20 protein-coding genes are annotated in these 21,783 nt (G+C 48.7%); 16 read left to right on the forward strand and 4 right to left on the reverse strand.

Features of this window, described 5'->3' with window-relative positions; genetic code table 11:
- A partial coding sequence (locus QZ157_RS03495) for an MqnA/MqnD/SBP family protein (RefSeq protein WP_363147720.1) occupies positions 1–155 on the reverse strand: 155 nt, incomplete at its 3' end.
- Positions 156–263: 108 nt separating this feature from the next.
- On the opposite strand from QZ157_RS03495, the gene QZ157_RS03500 reads away from it, so the two are divergent.
- From QZ157_RS03500 to QZ157_RS03535, 8 genes are all read left to right on the forward strand, one after another.
- Positions 264–1,358, forward strand: coding sequence for a DNA adenine methylase (locus QZ157_RS03500; protein ID WP_295141867.1), 1,095 nt, complete (start codon positions 264–266; stop codon positions 1,356–1,358).
- A gap of 112 nt (positions 1,359–1,470) precedes the next feature.
- Positions 1,471–2,571 (forward strand): recombinase RecA, encoded by a 1,101-nt coding sequence (gene recA, locus QZ157_RS03505; protein WP_295141871.1) that lies wholly within the window; start codon positions 1,471–1,473, stop codon positions 2,569–2,571.
- Between the two features lie 3 nt (positions 2,572–2,574).
- Positions 2,575–3,825 carry a phosphopyruvate hydratase gene (eno, locus tag QZ157_RS03510; protein ID WP_295141873.1) on the forward strand — a complete coding sequence of 417 codons (1,251 nt, stop codon included), beginning with the start codon at positions 2,575–2,577 and terminating at the stop codon, positions 3,823–3,825.
- Positions 3,822–4,088, forward strand: a complete 267-nt coding sequence (locus tag QZ157_RS03515; protein ID WP_295141876.1) for a septum formation initiator — start codon at positions 3,822–3,824, stop codon at positions 4,086–4,088. Before eno ends, QZ157_RS03515 begins: the two co-directional genes overlap by 4 nt.
- Positions 4,089–4,119: 31 nt before the next feature.
- Positions 4,120–4,863 (forward strand): AMIN domain-containing protein, encoded by a 744-nt coding sequence (locus QZ157_RS03520; RefSeq protein WP_295141879.1) that lies wholly within the window; start codon positions 4,120–4,122, stop codon positions 4,861–4,863.
- A 233-nt stretch (positions 4,864–5,096) separates the two neighbouring features.
- Complete coding sequence (locus tag QZ157_RS03525) at positions 5,097–5,531, forward strand: hypothetical protein (RefSeq protein ID WP_295141882.1); 435 nt, start codon at positions 5,097–5,099, stop codon at positions 5,529–5,531.
- 68 nt (positions 5,532–5,599) lie between these two features.
- Positions 5,600–5,941: a hypothetical protein gene (locus QZ157_RS03530; RefSeq protein WP_295141885.1), complete on the forward strand. Its 342-nt coding sequence runs from the start codon at positions 5,600–5,602 to the stop codon at positions 5,939–5,941.
- A 90-nt stretch (positions 5,942–6,031) separates the two neighbouring features.
- The gene (locus QZ157_RS03535; protein ID WP_295141888.1) at positions 6,032–6,391 is read left to right on the forward strand and encodes a hypothetical protein; all 360 of its coding nucleotides are present in this window, start codon (positions 6,032–6,034) and stop codon (positions 6,389–6,391) included.
- Between the two features lie 306 nt (positions 6,392–6,697).
- On the opposite strand, the gene QZ157_RS03540 is transcribed toward QZ157_RS03535, so the two are convergent.
- Entirely contained in the window at positions 6,698–7,183 is a 486-nt protein-coding gene (locus QZ157_RS03540) for a hypothetical protein (RefSeq protein WP_295141891.1), read from the reverse strand.
- 140 nt (positions 7,184–7,323) lie between these two features.
- On the opposite strand from QZ157_RS03540, the gene QZ157_RS03545 reads away from it, so the two are divergent.
- On the forward strand, positions 7,324–7,581 hold the full coding sequence (locus tag QZ157_RS03545) for a SemiSWEET family transporter (protein ID WP_295141894.1): 258 nt from the start codon (positions 7,324–7,326) through the stop codon (positions 7,579–7,581).
- A 967-nt stretch (positions 7,582–8,548) separates the two neighbouring features.
- Here QZ157_RS03545 and leuC read toward each other — a convergent pair.
- Together leuC and QZ157_RS03555 are read right to left on the reverse strand one after the other, a co-directional pair.
- The gene (gene leuC / locus QZ157_RS03550; RefSeq protein ID WP_295141897.1) at positions 8,549–9,823 is read right to left on the reverse strand and encodes a 3-isopropylmalate dehydratase large subunit; all 1,275 of its coding nucleotides are present in this window, start codon (positions 9,821–9,823) and stop codon (positions 8,549–8,551) included.
- A gap of 363 nt (positions 9,824–10,186) precedes the next feature.
- On the reverse strand, positions 10,187–12,322 hold the full coding sequence (locus QZ157_RS03555) for a TonB-dependent receptor (protein WP_295141900.1): 2,136 nt from the start codon (positions 12,320–12,322) through the stop codon (positions 10,187–10,189).
- A gap of 86 nt (positions 12,323–12,408) precedes the next feature.
- Here QZ157_RS03555 and QZ157_RS03560 point away from each other — a divergent pair, with 86 nt between their 5' ends.
- From QZ157_RS03560 to QZ157_RS03590, 7 genes are all read left to right on the forward strand, one after another.
- Positions 12,409–13,728 (forward strand): NFACT RNA binding domain-containing protein, encoded by a 1,320-nt coding sequence (locus QZ157_RS03560; protein ID WP_295141903.1) that lies wholly within the window; start codon positions 12,409–12,411, stop codon positions 13,726–13,728.
- A 14-nt stretch (positions 13,729–13,742) separates the two neighbouring features.
- The gene (locus tag QZ157_RS03565; RefSeq protein WP_295141906.1) at positions 13,743–14,099 is read left to right on the forward strand and encodes a hypothetical protein; all 357 of its coding nucleotides are present in this window, start codon (positions 13,743–13,745) and stop codon (positions 14,097–14,099) included.
- A gap of 326 nt (positions 14,100–14,425) precedes the next feature.
- On the forward strand, positions 14,426–15,157 hold the full coding sequence (locus QZ157_RS03570; RefSeq protein ID WP_295141908.1) for a phosphatidate cytidylyltransferase: 732 nt from the start codon (positions 14,426–14,428) through the stop codon (positions 15,155–15,157).
- Entirely contained in the window at positions 15,139–16,254 is a 1,116-nt protein-coding gene (gene dxr, locus QZ157_RS03575; RefSeq protein WP_295141909.1) for a 1-deoxy-D-xylulose-5-phosphate reductoisomerase, read from the forward strand. The genes QZ157_RS03570 and dxr overlap by 19 nt, the downstream gene beginning before the upstream one ends.
- 599 nt (positions 16,255–16,853) lie before the next feature.
- Positions 16,854–18,095 (forward strand): uracil-xanthine permease family protein, encoded by a 1,242-nt coding sequence (locus QZ157_RS03580; protein WP_295141912.1) that lies wholly within the window; start codon positions 16,854–16,856, stop codon positions 18,093–18,095.
- 212 nt (positions 18,096–18,307) lie between these two features.
- Positions 18,308–20,416 carry a type I DNA topoisomerase gene (gene topA, locus QZ157_RS03585; protein ID WP_295141915.1) on the forward strand — a complete coding sequence of 703 codons (2,109 nt, stop codon included), beginning with the start codon at positions 18,308–18,310 and terminating at the stop codon, positions 20,414–20,416.
- 307 nt (positions 20,417–20,723) lie between these two features.
- Positions 20,724–21,563, forward strand: a complete 840-nt coding sequence (locus tag QZ157_RS03590) for a biotin synthase (RefSeq protein ID WP_295141917.1) — start codon at positions 20,724–20,726, stop codon at positions 21,561–21,563.
- The last annotated feature ends 220 nt before the right edge of the window (positions 21,564–21,783 follow it).

A 21,783-nucleotide genomic window follows, 5' to 3' on the forward strand; every position in this document is an offset into this window, starting at 1 on the left:
TTTAGCGCCTCGTCGTTTAGCGTCTGGATATCAAGCGCGGTGGCGCTAAATTTTAGATTTTTCGAGCTCACCCAGCCAAAATCAATCGCCTTATACATAAAAATATCGTCGGCGTCGGGCGAGTGAGCGACGTTTATATGCTTAAAAATCTTCAAATTTTATCCTTTTTGCTCCGCTTTAAATTTCGCGCGTAGTTTGATTGCGAAATTATAGTAAATTTTTGCTACAATCGCCATAAAAATGCGGAATTTATAAAGAAAAATATGGAAAATCAGGCGTATTTAAAAGAGCAAATTTTAACTTATCTTGGCAACAAACGCTCGCTTTTAGGCTTTATCGAACAAGGCGTAAATATCGCAAAACACACACTTGGCAAAGAAAAACTAAGCTGCTGCGACCTTTTTAGCGGTAGCGGCATCGTGTCGCGGTTTCTAAAATCCCACGCAAATTTCATCGTCGCAAACGATTTGGAGCTTTATAGTCGCGTAACAAACGAATGCTACCTCGCAAACGCGGACGCGAAATTTAAAAAAGAGCTTGATTTTTGGCACGACAAATTAACTCGCCAAATCGGCGCAAATTTACGCGAGGGCTTTATCTGCGAGCTTTATGCGCCAAAAGACGAGGCGAATATTTTGGCGACTGACCGCGTCTTTTACACGAGAAAAAACGCTGCCTACATCGATACCGCGCGCCAGATGATCGACTCGATCGTGCCGCAGGAGCTGCGCGTTTTTTTTATCGCTCCGCTGCTGTATTCAGCTAGCGTGCACGCCAACACTAGCGGCATTTTCAAGGGTTTTCACAAAAACAAGGACGGCCTTGGGCAGTTTGGCGGACGCGGCAAACACGCGCTATCTCGCATCACGGCCGACATTAGCTTGCTTAAGCCCGTTTTTTCAAATTTTAACGTCGAATTTGACGTGCAAAGGCGAGACGCAAATGAGCTTGCCGCCGAGCTTCCGCCGCTTGATCTGGTCTATCTTGATCCGCCGTATAACCAGCATCCCTACGGCTCGAACTACTTTATGTTAAATTTGATCGCTAGCTACGAGCGTCCGAGCGAAATCTCGAGAGTTTCTGGTATCGCGCGGGGCTGGAACCGCTCGGTGTTTAATCAAAAATCAGCCGCCGCACCCGCGTTTTTCGAGCTAATCTCAAAACTAAAAGCCAAATTCGTGCTCATCTCGTTTAACTCCGAGGGCTTCATCGCGCGCGAGGAATTTAGCGAAAATTTAGCAAAACTCGGCGAAGTGCAAATTTTGGAGCAAAAATACAACGCCTTTCGCGGTAGCAGAAACCTAGCCAGCCGTCCGACGCACGTTAGCGAGCTGCTTTACGTCTTAAAAAAGGCGTAAATTTAGGCTAAATTTGACCGCGCCCAAACCCGTCTCAAATTTGCGCGAATAATCAAAAATTCATCTCAAATTTGATAAAATCAGCCCGATTATTTTAAATTTAAGGAAGCCGATGGCAAAAGAAAAAGAAGAGAAAAAGATAGTCCCGCCGACAAACGATTCGGACAAGAAAAAGGCCTTAGACGCGGCTTTAAAGCAGATAGACAAAGCGTTCGGCAAGGGTACGCTGATCCGCCTAGGCGACAAACAAGTCGAGGCCATAGATAGTATCTCCACGGGTTCGCTAGGACTTGACCTAGCCCTTGGTATCGGCGGTATCCCAAAGGGCCGTATTATCGAGGTTTACGGACCTGAGAGCTCGGGTAAAACGACTCTGACGCTACACATCATCGCCGAAGCGCAAAAAACGGGAGCCACGTGCGCCTTTATCGACGCGGAGCACGCTCTAGACGTGAAATACGCGGCAAATTTGGGCGTAGATACCGAAAATCTCTACGTCAGCCAGCCAGACTTCGGCGAACAGGCGCTTGAGATCGTAGAAAACCTCGCTAGAAGCGGCGCGGTCGAGCTTATTGTAGTCGATAGCGTCGCCGCTCTAACGCCAAAAAGCGAGATAGAAGGCGACATGGGCGATCAGCACGTAGGCCTGCAAGCTCGTCTAATGAGCCAGGCGCTGCGCAAACTAGCCGGCGTCGTGCACAAGATGAATACGACCGTGATCTTTATCAACCAAATTCGTATGAAAATCGGTGCGATGGGCTACGGCACACCAGAGACCACTACGGGCGGTAACGCGCTTAAATTTTACGCCTCAGTGCGCCTAGACGTGCGAAAAATCGCCACGCTAAAACAAAACGAAGAGCCTATCGGCAACCGCACGAAGGTAAAAGTCGTGAAAAACAAGGTCGCGCCTCCGTTTAAAACGGCGGAATTCGACATAATGTTCGGCGAGGGTATCAGCCGCGACGGCGAGATCATCGACTACGGCGTGAAGCTCGATATCATCGACAAAAGCGGCGCGTGGTTTAGCTACAAAGCCGCCAAAATCGGCCAAGGCCGCGAAAACGCAAAAGCCTATCTCAAAGAGCACCCCGAGATATCAGACGAGATCGTAGCGACGATAAAAAGCTCGATCGGCCTAGATAAGCTAATAAGCGGCTCAGGCGGCAAAGACGAAGACGGCGAAAGCATAGAAGAAAATACGGAGGAATAAAAAATGGTATTTATAGAAGACGTAACCGCGATAGAGGTACTTGACAGCCGCGGCAACCCGACCGTGAAGGCGACCGTGGCTCTAAGCGACGGCACTGTGGCAAGCGCGATAGTCCCAAGCGGCGCAAGTACGGGCAAACGCGAGGCGCTGGAGCTTCGCGACAAAGACGAAAGATACTGCGGCAAGGGCGTGCTAAAGGCGGTAGAAAACGTAAATTCGCAGATCGCCGAAGCCGTGATCGGGCTAGATGCCTTCGATCAAAAGGCGCTTGATGACGAGATGAGGGATCTTGACGGCACCGATAACTACTCAAATTTGGGCGCAAACGCCGTGCTTGGCGTATCTATGGCGGTAGCGCGCGCGGCGGCAAAGAGCCTTGACGTGCCTTTGTACCGCTACCTAGGCGGCGCAAACGCTAGCGTACTGCCGGTGCCGATGTTTAATATCATTAACGGCGGCGCGCACGCGAACAACAGCGTGGATTTTCAAGAATTTATGATTATGCCGTTTGGTTTTGATAAATTTAGCGACGCGCTGCGAGCGGCGACGGAGATTTACCACACGCTAAAAGGCCTACTAAACGCGGCCGGTCACAGCACGGCAGTGGGCGACGAGGGCGGATTTGCGCCAAATTTAAACGATAATGAAGAGCCGATCAAACTCATCATGCAAGCTATCGAAAAAGCGGGCTACAAGGCAGGCGAGCAGATCAAACTAGCCCTTGACGTCGCAGCTAGCGAGCTGTACGAAAACGGCAAATATAAGCTAGAAGGCAAGGAATTTAGCAGCGAAGAGCTGATAGAGCGATACGCGCAGCTTTGCGAGAAGTATCCGATATTTTCGATCGAAGACGGCCTAAGCGAGGACGACTGGGCGGGCTGGGCGAAGCTAACGAGTAAGCTTGGCTCTAAAGTGCAGCTTGTGGGCGACGATCTTTTCGTAACGAACGAGAAAATTTTGCGCGAAGGCATCGCCAAAGGCGTAGGCAACGCGATTTTGATAAAACCAAATCAAATCGGCACGGTTAGCCAAACTATGCAGACGATCCGCCTAGCTCAGCGCAAAGGCTACCGCTGCGTGATGAGCCACAGAAGCGGCGAGAGCGAGGATAGCTTTATCGCGGACTTCGCCGTCGCGATGAATACGGGCCAAATCAAAACGGGCGCGACCTCAAGAAGCGAACGCAACGCCAAATACAACCGCCTGCTTGAGATCGAGCGCGAGACGGACGAGTTTTTGGGGCATGAAATTTGAACGAGGCGCAAGACGAATACGTCGAGAAAAAGCCGTTTGATTTCAGGCTTTTTTTCAGATTTATGCTTATAGCGTTTTGCGTGGTCTGTTTTGGTGTTTACGTCGGCAACATAGTTTTTGGCAAGCGCTCGCTAGACGTGATGCTAAGCCTGCAAGAGCAAAAAACGCAGCTAGAACGCGACGTCGAAACGCTAAAAAAACAAAACGCCCAGCTGCAAAAGGCGTATTTCGAGCTAAAAGAGCTCGAGCCGAGCGGCGGCTGATTAGTCGGAAAATTTAAAAAACGGGGGAGTTATGAAAATCGGTAAAATTTGGCTTTTGGCGCTAGCCTGCGGGCTGGCTTTTGGCAGAGAAAATCCTTTTGCGCCCTCGGGCGATGTAAACGCGAGCATGACTAGCAGCAACGTCGTGGAAAATTTGCCGCCTTTTGAGAAGCAAAATTTCAAATTTCCCGCCGACGCTAGAAACTTCATCTCCGTCACGCTAAAATACAAAAGCCTCGACGGCAGTATCAAGGAAAAAACCGTCGATATAAACAAAAGCATCTCGTGGCAGGATGAGTTTTTGCTCAGCAAGATCGCAGTACCAGTCGTCGTAGAAAAGCCCGACGTCTCGGTCACTAAAGAGGAACCAAAAGCCGCCGCGATAGACGTCGCGCCAAAGCCTACCGAGCGCAATATGACAACACAAGAGCCGCTAAAAGACGTCGTCATAAAACCGCTTGAAAAGCCGCAACCGCAAAAGCAAATCGTCTATAAGCAGACGAAATTCGAGATCTATCCGATGCAGATAAAAATCCTCACGACCGATGAGAAACTAAAGGACTACTCGATCGACAAAGGCACCAAGGTCGTGATCGACTTCGCCTCGCAAACGGACGTAAATACCAGGAAAGACGAGCTTGACTGCGGCGCGTTTAAAACGGCTCTTTTTGGCTCGCACGGCAAATTTTACCGCGTAGTTTTTGATCTGGACGGCAGTTACAAGCACGAGATCGAAAAGACGCAGGACGGGTATCTGCTAAAGCTTTCTAGATAAATTTGATTTTTGCGCGCCGAGCTTTCGGCGTGTAAATTTACAGTGATAATTTTCTCGCGGCGAGGGTTAAATTTGAGCCTTTGTCGCGTTTTGTTTTTTAAATTTGGCTTTTAAATTTAGTCAAATTTGCCTTGATTTATTTTCCCCGCATTTTCCAAATTTCCCATCCCAATTTCACTCAAATTTAACCGCCCTTTGGCTAAGATTTTGCAAATTTGACTTAAGGGATAAATTTGAACAAACTCGCAGTAGCCTTCGCCGCTCTTTTCCTTGTCGTTTTCGTAAATTTTATTTACGAAAAACTATCCGGCCCGACTCGGTTCGTCGTTACCGCCGATACTAAAATAATCCCGGGTTCCGAGCTAAGCAAATACGTAACGCAAGAGGAGATAGACGATTTTGCTTTTAGATATTGGGATATAGATAAGCAGATAAAAGATGACGCATTTGCTGAAAATTTCCGCAAGCTTTTAAAATCAAAGCAAACGGATCAAATTTTAAAATTTATGCAAGATAATAACATTAGCATAGACTCTCCCGTCATAGACGGCGTTACTCCTTTGATGTACGCTAGCTTTTACGATGACGAAGTCACGGCAAAAAGACTTATAGATATGGGCGCAAACGCTCACGCAAAAGATAACTACAAACTCTCGCCCCTGGCATAGAAAACAACTCTACAAAGACCGCTAAACTACTGCTTGATAGCGGGGTGAAATTCGATGAAGTAAAGACGGTGCAGTACTACATAGATCCTCCGTTTTACAATAACATTGAAAAGCTTATCATAGACGGAGACGACGTAAAGATAATATTTGAAGACAACTATCAAGTTAACAAAGAATCCAAAGACGTAAACGATCCGATAGGATATATAGTAACCCATAACTACGTAGAGATGACCGAGCTTGCTCTTGCTAGCGGGTATAGACCCAAACTTCGAAATAGACCCTCCTCGTTTCCCGGCCTAAGAGACGGTAGTTCGCCTTTTAAGCACTCACATTATGCCCTATTAGATACCGTGCCCAACTACGAACCCATGCTAGAGCTTCTTTTAAAATACGACGTCGTAGGGTAACCTACTAAAGAGGAGCTAAAGAAGGCGTATGAGGAGTGCTATAAAAAGCGCAAGGGATGGATTGATTATAAAGAAAACTATATCTATAAGATGAATCAAGGCAGAGACGAAGAGGCCGAGGAAAAGATACAAAGAACCAATAATAAATACAAATATGCTCCTTACTGGCACATATATCAAGACGGTCTTTTACAATACAAACCAAAGCCGATAGACCCGAAAAAGATAGAAGAATTTGACAAAGAAATAAATTTCTATAATCCGCATTGCCCCGATGAAAATGCTACGTTTAAAGATATTAGGGCTTTTATCAAATGGGCAAACGAAATGGAAAAACGAGACGGGATCAAGAGCGCCATAGGTAGAGCCAAAAAGGGCATGGCTCAGGTGATTTACATAGATAGCAACCGAAGTAAATCAGACTCAAACTCAAATTTACAAAACAAATAGATAAAAGGAGATAAAATGTCAGGGGAAAAATTTGATAGAGCGGAGCTTGCCTAAAGCGGCGGAGGTCACCACTGGGCGCGGGAGATTTGACTCCGCGGTTTAAGTAGCGAGGGCGCCAACCGGAGGTGGTTTGCCGGCAAATTTGGCTTAACGGCCTAAGTTTAGCCTTGCTGCGAGGCGCGAGCAAATCCGCAACCGATCTAAAATTTACAATCTGTGCTAGGGTAAATGCTAGGATCGCTTAAGTTCCTGCGCGCGCAAATTTGAACCCCGCCTTTTAAAACTGCGCTCGGCACAAATTTAGCTTTATTTATCCGCGCTTTTGCCGGCTTTTTTGAATTCTAAAAACTCCTCGTAGCGGCGGTCGATGATTTGTTTGACCTCGGCATAGTTTTGCGGCGAGTTTTCTATGTAAAAATAGGCGTTGTTAAAGTCTTTTTCACCCAATTTATCCGAGACGAAATCCGCGTAATCCTGCAAATACCAGCCGTGGGTTTTAGCAAATTTCGTGTAGTAGGCTTTCGCAAACGCCTTGCCAGCGGCATTTAGCGCGTCGCTATCCAGCACACCGTCCATATCGCGAAAGAAAAATCCGCGGTAGTCAAAGCTATCGTCCATCCGCGCAAAATCCGCCGAAAAATCCGCCGCAAACTCCTTGGAATAAAGCTTGCGCTCCATGCACCAGCGAAAGAAAAACGCGATGTGCGTCGCGCCGTTTTCCTGCGGGATGTCAGTCGGCGCAGTTTCCGCGCCCCAGTGCCATTTTGCCTTGTCGTAGGTTACGTAAGCCATTTCGTCCCCCTTTAATCGGCGTATTTTACTAAAATTTAGCTTTACTTTAGCGCAAATTTACGCCCGCCGCGGGCAAATTTAGCGCTTGATTATCACAACTTAAAAGGATATAATGCCGCCTCTATTTCAAAGGAGAAAAAATGAGCGAGAAAAATTTACAAATTTTAGGCTGGATAGGCACGTGTCTGTCGGTCATTATGTATATTTCCTACATCCCGCAGATAATGGGCAACCTCGAAGGCAACAAGACGCCTTTTATCCAGCCTCTAGCCGCAGCGATAAACTGCACGATCTGGACTAGCTACGGCCTGCTAAAATCTAAAAGAGACTACCCGCTAGCGGCTGCGAATTTGCCCGGCATCATCTTTGGACTTTTGGCGACGATAACGGCGTTTTAAAGGACAAAGGCTGCTAAATTTGTCGATACGGCGAAGTTAAATTTGCTATTTTTAACGCGAGTTTAGGCGGCTCAAATTTGCAAATTCGACCCCAAATTTGAATGTAAATTTTCTGCACTGTTTTGCCGTATTTTTAATATCTTGATTTTCTTACTAAGGGGGAGGGCTTTGCTTCGCCTGCGGCTCGTAACTGCGAGCAGACCTATTTACGCTCTGTTTACAGCTACGAGCAAAGCGGTCTCAAGCCCATAGGGCGACGGTAGCGAACGTAGTGAAGCTAAAGTAGAGCGTCGCCTTTCTTTGCGTCGTGCTATGCACTCGCAACTCCGAAGGCAAACCCTCCCCCATCTGCTTGCAGCTGCTAACGCAGCGACGCAGAAGCCCTCTCTAACCCCACTGCATGTGAGAGGTTGCTGCACTGCTTGCAGGTTTATTTGGCGCCATCACGTCGCGAATTTAAATTTGACGTTTTCAAGGTGCGGGTCTTGGCGAGTCAAATTTGCAAATTTGACTTCAAATTTGAATGCAAATTTTCCGCACTATTTTGCTGCATTTTTAATATCTTGATTTTCTTGTTAAGGGGGAAGGGCTTGAATTACGCTCTGCTAGCAGCTCTCAAAGAGAGTGCAAGCACAAGGCGAGGCAAAGCCGAAGCAAAAGAGCTCCCCCTTAACAATCCCCCAACCCCTACGACGTGAGAAGTTGCTACACTGCGTGCAGGTTTATCTGGCGCTGTCGCGCCGAAAATTTAAATTTGACATTTTCAGGATGCAGGTCTCGGGGGGGGGTAAAATTTTGAAAATTTAACCAAATTTGACTTCAAATTTGAGCGTAAAGAGTTAAGGCGTAGGATTTTTGTTCTAGACGAGGCGGAAACGACGGAGGCAAGGGAGCGGACTAGTCGTCCGTGACCGAAGCCGACCGAGTTTCCAACAAAGTATAGAGCAAAAAGACAAGCCGCCAAATTTTAAAGATCGCGAGGGTCGGCGATCTTGCCTGCGACCGCACTCGCTGCGGCGACGGCCGAGTTTGCCAGATACACCTCGCTCGTGCGGTCTCCCATGCGGCCGACGAAGTTTCTGTTTGTCGTACTTACGCAGCGTTCCCCAACGCCCAAAATCCCCATATATCCGCCCAGGCATGCGCCGCAGGTCGGGTTGCTTACGACTGCGCCAGCCTCGGCAAATATATCCATCAGCCCCTCTTTTTGCGCTTGTAGGGCGATTTTTTGCGTCGCAGGCGTGATGATGAGGCGGGTTTTGCGCGCTACTTTGCGGCCTTTTAGGATTTCAGCCGCGATGCGCAGGTCGCTTAGGCGGCCGTTCGTGCAGCTGCCGATAAAGGCCTGATCGATAGCGATGTCGTCTTTTACCGCTTCGCGCACGCTCTTGCCGTTACTAGGTAAGAACGGATAGGCGATCACGGGATCGAGCTTACTAACGTCGATTTCTAAAATTTGCTCGTAATTTGCACCCTCGTCGGAGTAGTGCAGCTTCGGCTCGGCGCGTAAATTTTTGCCTTTTAAAAACTCTTTTGTTGTTTCATCGACCGCGATGATGCCGCTTTTGCCGCCGGCCTCGATCGCCATGTTACACATCGAAAAACGTCCGTCCATATCGAGGTTCTCTATCGTCTCGCCCGTAAACTCCAGCGCCTTATACAGCGCGCCGTCTACGCCGATGCGGCGGATGATTTCTAAGATGAGGTCCTTGCCGTAGACATGGCGGTCTAGCTTGCCGCGAAAGATCACTTTGATAGTCGGCGGTACCTTAAACCAATTTTTGCCCGTTATCATCGCGTAGGCTAGGTCGGTGCTACCCATGCCCGTGGCAAAGGCTCCCAGCGCACCGTGCGTACAGGTGTGGCTATCGGCGCCGATGATGACGTCGCCGGGCACTACGAGGCCTTTTTCGGGCAAAAGCGCGTGCTCGATACCCATGTCCTTCTCGTCGAAATAATTTTTTAAATCGTGCTTATACGCAAAATCGCGGCTGATTTTGGCTTGGTTGGCGCTTAGGATGTCTTTTGCGGGGATGTAGTGGTCCATCACGACGCTAAAGCCGTCTGGGTTAGCTAGCCTTGTCGCGCCGCTTCGCTCAAACTGCTTGATGGAGATAGGAGTCGTGATGTCGTTGCCGATGACCATGTCGATGTCGCTCTCGATGATCTCGCCCGCGAAAACCTCGCGCCCTACGTGCTCGCTGAAAATCTTTTCGGTGATGGTTTGCTTTTTGTTTTGCATAAATTTCCTTTTTGCGGATACCGCGCGTTTTAAAATTTAGCGATTTTAGCGAAAAATGGATAAAAAGAGATTGAGATTAAAATTTAAGCGCCGCAAATACAAACCCGGTTCGGCTAAATATCGCAATACGCCGCGGATTTAAAACCGAATTCGGCGTTTTCAAGTGCGGGTTTGGGCGAGTAAAATTTGAAGCGGAAATTTGCAAATTTGATTTAAAGTCTGAGCGTAAGAAGTCAAGGCGAAGTATTTTTGCGTTTAGACGAGGCGGATTTAAATTTTACGACGGGAGCTACCTAGTCGGTAGTGACCGAGTAAAATTTAAATCCAACGACGTATAAACCAAAAAAACGAGCCGCTTAAATTTTAAAATTTAACGCTAGCAGTCAGCATAAACTGCCTCGCATACCCCGGCTGTATCGGTATGATATTAGCCTGCGTGCCGGTCGATGAGGACGTATAGTAGAGCTTGTCGGTCAAGTTTTTGACGTTAAAGGCGAAATTCGTCTCGTAGCCCGCGATCTTGGTATCGTAGCTGATAAATGCGTCGTAAACGACCGCATCGTCCATCTTAAAGCCCGTTCCCGCAGGTACGGCCGGTAAATTCGTCCTCATGTAGTAGGTGTACCATGAGCCAAAGTATCTCGCTCCGCCGCCGATCCTTAGGCCTTTTGCGCCTAGGTGGCTAAAGTCGTAGTTAGCAAAGAGACTGGCTTGGTGCTTAGGCGTGGCTTCTAGCGGTTTGCCCACTAGCACGGCAAACGCGCCGCTATCCTTGCGCACCTCGGTTTTAGTGTATGCGTAGCTAGCGCCCACGCTTAGCCCTTGCGTCACGCGGCCGTTAAAGTCAAACTCAAATCCTCTCGAGCGCGCCTCGCCCACGGGCGTACTTACGCTATTTACGGTGCGCATGATGTTTTTCTTATCGATGTTAAATACCGCCGCGCTAGCCGTTATGCTATCGTTTTGAAATTTAGTTCCCAGCTCTATGCTTTTGCCTTCTTCGGGCTTTATGTCGCCGATGTCGTCGCCGCTGATCGCCATTTGCGGATTAAAGCTTTGCGCGTAGTTGGTATAAACGGACCACTCAGGCGTTAGCAGGTATAAAAGCCCCGTCTGCCATGTAAATTTGCCGTCTTGCTGATCGGTAGTGTTTGGTCCGCTAGTCGTGCCGCGCGCGACTTGGTCGTAGTATTCGTATCTGACGCCCAAAGAGTAGATCAAATTTTCGGTCAAATTTATACTATCTTGCGCGTAAAATCCGATCGTTCTTAGCTTTTGATACTGGATACCGGAGGCTCGGTCGGACGGATAGGCGACCGTGCCGTAGACTGGACTGTAGATATTTATCGGGAAGTTTTTGTGCGTCGTACCTGAGCTGTAGCTGTTTAGCGCGCCGGGTCTATAGCGGTAGTACTCTTTTGCGTCGATACCAAATAGCAAGTTATGCTCTATCTCGCCCGTTTGCACGTAACCGTTTAAATTTAACGATCCGGCGTGCGTGCGGTGGATAAATCCGTCATACGCCTCGTTTCGTCTAGCCGCAACGCCCGTGTTTAAATTTACGTTCATTAGCCTGATGTGACCGTACTCGTGCTTGGAGCGCGAATACGCGTAAGCGCCGCGCAGTAGCCAGTCCTCGCCGATATTTTTCTCAAAATTTACGTCTACGGTGTCGAGTCTGGTTTTTAGTTTATTAAACGGCTCGTCAAGGCGTCTTTTCTTATCTATCGGCAGCAGTTTGCCCGTGCTTGGTACCAGATACATACCGCGGTCGATCGGATCGGTCGAGCGCGTGTGCGTATAGGCTAAATTTATGCGGTAATCATCGCCTTTATAAGAAAGAGATGGCGCAAAGAGGACGTTTTTATATTCGCCAAACTCCCTCCAGTAGTCCTTTTGCATCATATCAAATATAAATCTATACGCAAAGCCGCTCTCCGCGATCGGTCCCATGGCGTCAAAGCCCGCGTTCCAGTAGTTACGGTTGCCGATACCGGCCCAAATTTCGTTTGAGAAGTCGTATTTTGGCTTTTTAGTGACCATATTTATGATGCCGCCGGGCTCTTGCGCGCCGTAGAGCAAGCTAGCCGGGCCTTTTAGCACCTCGACGCTTTCTACGGTTTTGTTAAAGCTATGCATGACGCTAGCGGGTACGCCGTTTCGCATGATCGAGCCGTCGCGTCCGCCGCCAAAGCCTCTTTTTATGATCGAGTCAAAGATACCGCCCGTGGTGTTGCCGTAGCTAACGCCGCTCACGTTTTGAAGGCTCTCGGCTAGGGTCTCGGGTTTTTTATCTTTTAGTTGCTGCTGGGTTACGACGTTTACCGTTTGCGGGATCTCTAAAATAGGCGTATTTGTTTTGCCTACTTCGCTGGTTTTGGCGCGGTATCCGTCGTCCGCGCTCTCGCTAATCTCGACGCCTTGCAGCGCGACGTCGGCGGCGAAAATTTGGGTTAAAAGCAGCGACGAGGCCGCTAAACTTAGGCTAAATTTGTTCATTTATTTTTTCTCCGTTTTAAAATGCATTATCATTATATTATTCTTGCGCTTAAAATTCGGCCCTATTTTAGGCTATAATTTCGGCTATGAAATACGCAAATTTAAAACAAATACAATCATTTTTGGGCAAATTTAAAAAAATAACCGCAATCAGACGCGCGGGCGATATGGCGATTTTTATCGAATTCGACGGCGAGCTCGGGCTGTTTTTTGATCTCAGCAAGGCTGACTCCGCGATCTATGCAAATCCTGATTTTCTAAACGTAAAAGAGTACAAAGCGCCCTTTGACGTCGCGCTAAAAAAGAGGTTCTGGGGGGCTAGAATTTTAAATTTAAGTGTGCCCGAGGGAAATAGAATTTTAAAGCTGGAGTGCGAATTCCAAGGCTCGTATAAAAGCCTCGCCTCAAGCCTATTTTTGGAGTTTACGGGGCGCTTTACCAACGCGATCATCACGGACGAAAAGGGTGTCATCGTCGAGGCTTTGCGCCATATAGATAATAATTTTCGCGTGATAAAACCGGGGCGCGAGCTGCTTGAGTTGCCGCCTGCAACGATAAAAGAGCGCCAGACGCCGCCGATAACGGATTTTGCGCAGTATTTTAGCGAGGAATTTAAGCGCGTAAATAACGCAAAGCTAGAAAATCTGCGCGCCGTAAAATCTGCCGCGATAGAGCGAAAAATGCAAAATTTAAGCGAGATTTTATCGGGGCTTGAAAACGAGGCGGATCTAAATGCGCAGAGCGAAATTTTAAGCAAAAACGCGGGGTTAATTTTATCAAATTTGCATGCGTTAAAGGACTACGAGCGCGAGGTAACGCTAAATGATTTCGAGCGAGGCGAGGTGAGGCTCGTGCTGGACGATAGCCCTAAAATCGCCGCAAACGCGATGTTTGCTAAGGCAAAAAGGCTAAAACAAAAGGCGGCAGGCCTAACGATAGAGCGGCAAAATTTGACCGAAAAGCTGGAGTTTTTATCAAATTTACAAACGCTCGTAAATGAAGCAAAAAGCGCCGAAGAGCTAGAGGTCCTAGCGCCTAAAAAGGCCCGCGCCGTAAAGCAAAAAGAGCAAAATCAAAACGTCGAGGATTTTTACGTGCAGGGCTATAAAATCAGCATCGGGCGCAACGAAAAGGGCAATGTCTGGCTGCTAAAAAACTCGAAAAAAGACGACGTCTGGATGCATCTAAAAGACCTGCCGTCCGCGCACGTCATCATCAAAACCGCAAAAAGCGCTCCCAGCGAGGAAATTTTGAGATTTGCGGCGAAAATTTGCGTAAATTTTAGCGTCAAAGGCGACGGGACGTACGAAGTTGATTTTACCAAACGTAACAACGTCAAAATTACGAGCGGCGCAAATGTAAATTATATTAACTTTAAGACGATATTAGTAACTAAGCACGACTAAAATAGGAGGCGAAAATGGCTGTAACACCGCTTGGTAACACGATTTTTATCAATCAAAACGTAAACATGGTCTCAAACAAGGTTGCCGACGTCCAAAATAGATTTGACCTGCAAAATCTCGCCGCCGCATCGCTAGCAAGCGACGAAAAACAAGAGATATCCGAGGTGCGACCGACCGAGGAAACCTACAAAATAGACCCTCAAAACGAGCACGAAAAGCAAAAAGGCAGGCAGGAGCAGGGCGAGTTCGCCTCGGAGCAAAAGGGCGAAAACGCAGACTCTGACGGCGATGAAAACTCGGAGGATCATGTCGCGGCTAACGACTTTCCGCAGGCGTCGCCCGTATTTCAGCATCTTGATCTTAAAATTTAATCTTTCCCGCTCAAATTTGGCTGGACTTTTTGCTGCGCGGCAGTCAAATTTGGCTCGATTTAGATCAAATTTGAGCTTTTATCCGCCGAATTTAAGCCGCCGTTTTTAGCAAAAGCAAAATCTAGCGCAGCTCGTCAAATGCGTGCCAAATTTACCGCCTAGCTCGGTAAAATTTGTCAAAAATCGTCAAATTTGTTGCTCGCTTCAAGCAAAAATAAACCTTCAAATTTAACCGTCCCCCAAAGCCCGCAAGCGTAAATTTGCCTCAAATTTCGGCGCTTTTAAGCGAAAATTTTATACAATTATTACTCAAAAAAGGAAAAATCATGAAAACGCGTATAATCACCGGCGTCGCGCTATTTGCGGCGGTTTTGGTCATCTTTTTCGTCGATAGTTATCTGTTAAATTTTGCCATTTTAGGCTTCGTGCTTTATACGGCCTTTGGCGAAGCGCAAAAGCTCTACGGCCTACAGGGCGGCTCTCTTGCGCTCGTGGCGGTTATTTTTTACCTACTCACGCCCTTTTCAAACCCCGTATTTATCGCTATTTTAGCGGTCTTGCTCGTGGTTAGTTTTCTCGCGCATTTTAAAAGCGAAAACCTAACGCCCGCGCTGCCGTTTTTGTATCCGATGACGCCGATTTTTCTCATCTGGATGCTTTATTCGCTCTACGGCGTGGGCTACTTGGCGTGGCTGATTTTAACAGTCGTGGCGTGCGATAGCGGGGCGTTTTTCGTCGGCAAATTTTGCGGCAAACACGCCTTTAGCGAGACATCGCCTAATAAAACCTGGGAAGGCGTCGCCGGCGGTATCGCCGTGGCTACGGTCTTTGGCGCGGGCTTTGGCTGGGTGCTAACCGATAGCTTTTGGCATAGCCTCATCACGGCGTTTTTGGTTGCGGTTTTCGGCGTTTGGGGCGATCTTTTCGAGAGTTACTTAAAGCGCCGCGCGGGCGTCAAGGATAGCGGCACGCTGCTGCCTGGTCACGGCGGTATGCTTGACCGCATCGACGGCTATCTTTTCGGCGTCGCGGCTATGCTTTGGACGCTATCGTGGTAGTGCTGGGCTCGACGGGCTCGATCGGGACGAATACCCTAAATCTAGCCCGTAAATTCGGCCTTGGCGTCGAGGCGCTGAGCTGCGCGTCAAACTACGAGCTTTTAAACGAGCAGATCGCCGAATTTAAGCCTAAATTCGTCTGTATCGCCGAGCCTAAATTTGCTAAATTCGTAAAGCACAAACGCGTTTTTGCCGGCGCACAGGGCATCCGCGATATGCTAAAAGAGTGCGAGAGCGAGCGCGTCGTAAACTCTCTAGTCGGCTTTGCAGGGCTGGCTCCTAGCCTAAGCGCGCAAAAGCTAGGTAAAAAACTAGCGCTTGCCAATAAAGAAAGCCTCGTCGCGGGCGGCAAATTTTTAGATAGGGGCGCGATAAATCCGATAGATAGCGAGCATTTCGGGCTTAAATTTCTACTCGCAAACAAAACCCCGGTCGCTAGGCTCGTCATTACGGCTTCAGGCGGCGCCTTTTACAAAACTCCGCTAAAAGCCCTAAAAGACGCCCGCGCCGCAGACGCGCTAAAGCACCCCAACTGGAGCATGGGCGCAAAAATCACGATCGACAGCGCGACGATGGCGAACAAGCTTTTTGAGGTGCTGGAGGCCTTTTGGCTCTACGGCGTGCGGGATATCGAGGCACTCATCGAGCGCACGTCCACGGTGCATGCGCTGGTGGAGTTTGCCGACGGCTCGACCACGGCGCATCTATCCAAAACCGATATGATTTTGGCCATCGCGCATGCGATTTTGGGCGAGGACGGAGCGCTAAATTTGAACGCCACCGATGTGAAAATCGTGCCAAATTTGGACCTAAAAACATTGAAAAATATAAAATTCGGCGAGATAAATTTGAAAAAATATCCTATCTTTTCGCTAAAAGACCAAGCTTTGCAAAACCCCGATCTCGGCGTTGCTATCAACGCCGCAAACGAAGTTGCGGTGTATAAATTTTTGCGCGGCGAATGCGGATTTTTGGATATCTCGCGAACGGTTTTAGCTGCGGCAAAGAGGTTTGAAAACGAGAAGATAGGGAACGAGAGTAAGATATTTGAAGTGGATTTAGAAGTGAGAGCGTGGGCGGAAAAGTCGCTGAAATAGCGGCTTGTCTTTTTGCTCTATACTTCGTTGGATTTAAATTTTACTAGGTCACTACCGACGAGGTAGCTCCCGTCGTAAAATTTAAATCCGCCTCGCCTAGAACAAAAACACTTCGCCTTGACTCTTTACGCTCAAATTTGAAGTCAAATTTACAAATTTATAAATTTAACTCCATCAAAATTTACAAAACTCGCGACGCTTTGCGTCAGCAAAGCTATGTCGCCACCATAAAAGCGTCGTAGGGGGAGGGTTAAAGGGGGTGGGGAGCGACTTCGCCATTCAAGCCCCCACCCCCTTTATAATAAAGTAAAAAACAACCTCAAATGGTTGTTTTTTATGCAAGAAAGCTGAACTCGCAATCCCAAATTTAACCAAACCAAATTTAGCATTTTTGCGGTGCGGGTCTAGGCGAGTAAATTTAAAATTTGCCCGAAAAATTTGCTTAAAACGACACTTTTTCGTCGCCGTAATCGTCGCCGATATGTTATAATTTCACGAATTTTTAAATCGCGCCGGCTTTAAATTCGGTCGCAAAAACAAGACAAATGCTGCAAATTTCAAGAGACAAAAAATAAGTCGCAAAATAAAAAGAGGAAAAAATGGAAAAATACGAAGGCTACAGTCTCAGGCTACGCGACGCTCTCGTCGGCGTACAGTTTTTATTCGTCGCGTTTGGCGCGCTCGTGCTGGTGCCGATATTAACGGGGCTTGATACGTCCGTGGCGCTGTTTACGGCGGGTATCGGCACGCTGCTGTTTCAGTTCATCACGCGCAAAAACGTCCCGCCGATCTTTCTCGCGTCTAGCTTCGCGTTCATCGCGCCGCTTAGCTTTGGCGTGAAGGAGTGGGGCATAGCCGCTACGATGGGCGGAGTGGTCGCGGCGGGGCTGTTTTACGTGGTTTTGAGCTTGCTTATTAGGCTCAAAGGCGAGGGATTTTTGCATAAAATTTTACCGCCCGTAGTCGTCGGTCCCGTCATCATGACGATCGGTCTCATCCTCTCGCCAGCAGCCGTAAATATGGTCATGGGCAAGGGCAAGGAGGCGCTCTATACGCAGGGCCAGTCGCTTACGATCGCGCTTATCTCGCTCTCGGCGGTTATCGCCATTATGATGTTTGGCCGCGGCATGCTGCGCCTCGTGCCGATACTTTGCGGTATCGCAGCTGGATACTGCGCGTCGCTGTTTGTCGGCATCGTGGATTTTACGCCGATTCTAAACGCGCCGTGGTTTGCGGTGCCGAGCTTTACCGCGCCGGTTTTCAAACTCGAAGCGGTAATCTACATGGTGCCTATCGCTATCGCCCCTGCGATCGAGCATATCGGCGATATGCTTGCGATCAGCAACGTCACGAAGGAAAATTTCCTCAAAAATCCGGGGCTTAAAAGCACGCTACTTGGCGACGGACTCGCGACGTCGCTAGCAGGGTGCTTCGGCGGACCGCCGAACACCACCTACTCCGAGGTCACGGGCGCGGTTAGCATCACGAAGGCCTACAATCCAGCCATCATGACCTTTGCTGCGCTTACGGCGATACTGCTAGCTTTTGTGGGTAAGCTCGGCGCCGCGCTCTCCACGATCCCCGCTCCCGTCATCGGCGGCATTATGCTGCTGCTTTTCGGTATCATCGCTAGCGTGGGCATGGAAACGCTCATAAAAAACAGCGTGGATCTAGCCGAGCCGCGCAATATGATCATCGTCGCGCTCATCTTCGTCTGCGCGATCGGCGGCATGGTGCTGGATTTTGGCGCGATGAGCTTTAGCGGAGTGGGACTTGGCGCGCTTATCGGCATTACGCTAAATTTGGTGCTGCCAAAAACCAAGCATTTTGACGGCTACTAAGTAAAATTCGCGCGGAGCGTGAGTGGTTTTGCGCGGTTGAGTGTAAATTTAGGCCGAGAGGATGTTTGCCGTTTGGTAGCCAGGCTTAAATTTACAATCGCGTCAAATTCGCTTAGCTTGAAGCCTGACGCGAGTTTAAATTTTCACCCCTCTTTCGTTTTTAGGCGAAAAATTTGCTACAATTACCGCAAAAAAATAAAAAGGCTATATTAATGAAAAGCTTAATCATCGTGGAATCTCCCGCCAAAGCCAAAACGATAAAAAACTTTCTAGGCAAAGACTACGACGTCATCGCATCAAAAGGCCATATCAGGGATCTGCCAAAGACGGCATTTGGTATCAAGATCGAGGGCGAAAAATTTACGCCCGAGTATAGGATCAGTGCCGATCACTCCGCGATCGTAAAAGAGATCAAAGAGCTCGCCAAAAATGCGGGCCAAATCTACCTCGCGACCGATGAGGACCGCGAAGGAGAGGCCATCGCCTATCACATCGCCGCAGCCATCGGCAAAAAGCCCGAGAGCCTGCCTCGCATCGTGTTTCACGAGATCACCAAAAGCGCCATCGAAGCCGCTTTAAAAAACCCACGCACGATAAATATGGATAGCGTAAACGCACAGCAAGCCCGCCGCCTGCTAGACCGAATCGTTGGCTACAAGCTCTCGCCGCTGTTAAATTTAAAAATCCAAAAAGGGCTAAGCGCGGGACGCGTACAAAGTGCCGCTCTAAAAATCATCGTAGACCGCGAGCGCGAGATTCGCGACTTTAAACCGATCGAATACCACAGTATCGACGCTGTTTTCAAAAAAGACCTTGACGCCGAGCTGGTTAAATTTGAAGCGCAAAAGATAGAAAAGCTAACGATAACAAACGCCGACCGAGCCAAATTTATCGTAGAAAATCTAAAAAATGATAAATTTAGCGTCCGCGAGATCGAAGCCAAAGAGCGCAAAACCGAGCCCGCACCGCCTTTTATGACCTCGACGCTACAACAAAGCGCGAGCAACCGCCTAGGCTTTAGTCCGAAAAAAACGATGATGATCGCGCAAAATTTATACGAGGGCGTGCAGACGCATCAGGGCTTCATGGGCGCGATAACCTACATGAGAACGGATAGCCTAAATCTCGCCAAAGAAGCCGTCGCAGCCGCGCGCGAGACGATAGAAAAAGAGTACGGCGAACGCTACCTGCCCGCTAAGGCTAAAATTTACGCAACCAAAAGCAAAGGCGCGCAAGAAGCCCACGAGGCGATCCGCCCGACAAACCTTAGCTTCACGCCCGCTATCGCCGCGCAATATCTAGAAAAAGACGCACTGCGCCTCTACACGCTCATCTACAACCGCTTTTTAGCCTGCCAGATGAGCGCTAGCATTAGCCAGACGCAAAACGTATTCGTCGCGGGCGCAAAGGGCGAGTTTAAAATAAGCGGCCGCAAGGTGCTGTTTGACGGATTTTACCGCGTTTACGGCGATATGGATAAGGATAAAATTTTGCCCGACTTAAAAATCGGCGACGAGATGAGCCTGCAAAGCATCAAAAGCTCGCAGCACTTCACCGAGCCGCCGTCTCGCTACTCGGAGGCCGGACTAGTTAAAAAGCTAGAAAGCCTAGGCATCGGACGCCCTAGTACCTACGCGCCGACCATCTCGCTGCTGACCTCTCGCGACTACGTCAAAGTCGAGAAAAAGCAGCTCGTGCCAAACGAGATCGCCTTTACGATGATGGGCGTTTTAGAGGAGCATTTTAGCGATATCGTAGATAGCGAATTTACCTCAAATATGGAAGAAAAGCTCGACCACGTTGCCGAAGACAAAGCCGACTGGCAAAAGCTTTTGAGCGATTTTTATCATCCGTTTATGGATAAAATTTCGGCCGGCAAAACGGGCATAAAAAGCCAAAAAGTAGCCACCCCTATCGGCGAGAAGTGCCCCGAGTGCGGCGGCGAACTGCTACTGCGAAAAGGGCGCTACGGCGAGTTTATCGCATGCGGAAACTTCCCTAAGTGCAAATACTCGCGCAATATCGCCAAGGCAGAACAAGGCGCGCAGGAAGGCGAAACTGCGGCAAAGCCGAAAAAAGAGCTAAAAAAGATCGACGTACCGTGTCCAAAATGCGGCGGCGACATCGTCGAGCGCATCAGCCGCAGGGGTAAATTTTACGGCTGCGCAAACTATCCAAAATGCGACTTCGTCTCAAACTACGAGCCGGTCGCCGAAAAATGCGACGAATGCGGCGGCGATATGATCAAAAAAGAGCTCAAAAAGGGGACGTTTCACGAGTGTGTGAAGTGTAAGAAGAAGGTACAAATCGCGGAGCAATAGCGGCGGCTTGTCTTTTTGGTTTATACTTCGTTGGAAATTTCGCCGAAGCTCGGTTACATACTACTTGTATGCGCCCTCGCTCAGCTTATTTCCACCTCGTCTAAACGCAAAAATATGTCGCCTTATCGATTGCAACTCAGAAATTTTAAATTTAACATAAAAACGACAAGGCGAAGTATCGCGAGATGATTTTTTGAGTTTTGAAGCAAAATTGAGCGTGCGCTAGGCATATAGCCTGCGGAGCGAAAATTTTGCGAAATCTCGGAAAAGCGCTCGTGAGACAAGCCGCAAAAAAAGGAATAAACTAATGAAAACTATTATGTTATGCGCCATCTGTTCGGTCAGCTCCGGCAACTGCTCCGAGGACTGCGGCTACTGTACGCAAAGCGCAGGTATAAACGCCGATATCGAAAAATACAAAATGAAAACCGCCGAGCAAGTAGTCGCCGAGGCCAAGATAGCGGCGGCGAATCACGCGCTGGGCTTTTGCCTAGTCACCAGCGGCGCAAGACTCACGGACAAAAAGACTGAGGAGATCGCCCGCCTCGCGCGCGCCGTAAATAAAGAAGTCCCAAACCTCATGCTAATCGCTTGCAACGGCATGGCTACGCTACCGCAGCTAAAAGAGCTCAAAAGCGCGGGCGTGTTTAGCTACAACCACAACCTAGAAACCTCGCGCGAGTTTTTCCCGCAAATTTGCTCGACGCATAGCTGGGACGAGCGCTGGCAGACCAACATCGACGCCAAAGAAGCAGGTCTAATGCTCTGTACGGGCGGCATTTACGGCCTTGGCGAGAGCAAGGCCGACCGCGCGAGCCTGCAATCTAGCCTTGCGAAGCTTGATCCGTTTTCTAGTCCGATAAATTTCTTTATACCAAACGACGCGCTACGCGTTAAGCGGCCGCCTATGACAGCGGACGAGGCGCTAAAAATCATCGACGACACCGTCCGCGCGCTACCTAACGCTCGCGTGATGATCGCAGGCGGTCGCGAGAAAATTTTAGGCGAACGCCAATACGAAATCTTTGATCACGGCGTATCCGCCGTCGTTATCGGCGACTACCTCACGACAAAGGGCGAGGTCGCCAGTCGCGATATCGCCGAGTTTAAGGCGCGCGGATTTAGCTTCGCTACGCTTTGCCACTGACGCAAAATTTACTCTTGTTTAGCTCGGGGCAAATTTCGGCAGCATTTTTAACGTGTTTTTTAGCGTTTTTGTTTGCCTCGGGTTTTGTTATCTAGGTGCCGTTATTTGCTGAAATTCTAAATTTTACGTACCGAGACCCGCACCTTTAAGGTGCTAAATTTGGCGTTGCAAGTTTATTATAAAGGGCTTGGGATTTAAATCGCACTCTGCACACAGTTGC

It is taken from the genome of uncultured Campylobacter sp. (assembly GCF_905372745.1).
GTDB lineage: Bacteria > Campylobacterota > Campylobacteria > Campylobacterales > Campylobacteraceae > Campylobacter_A.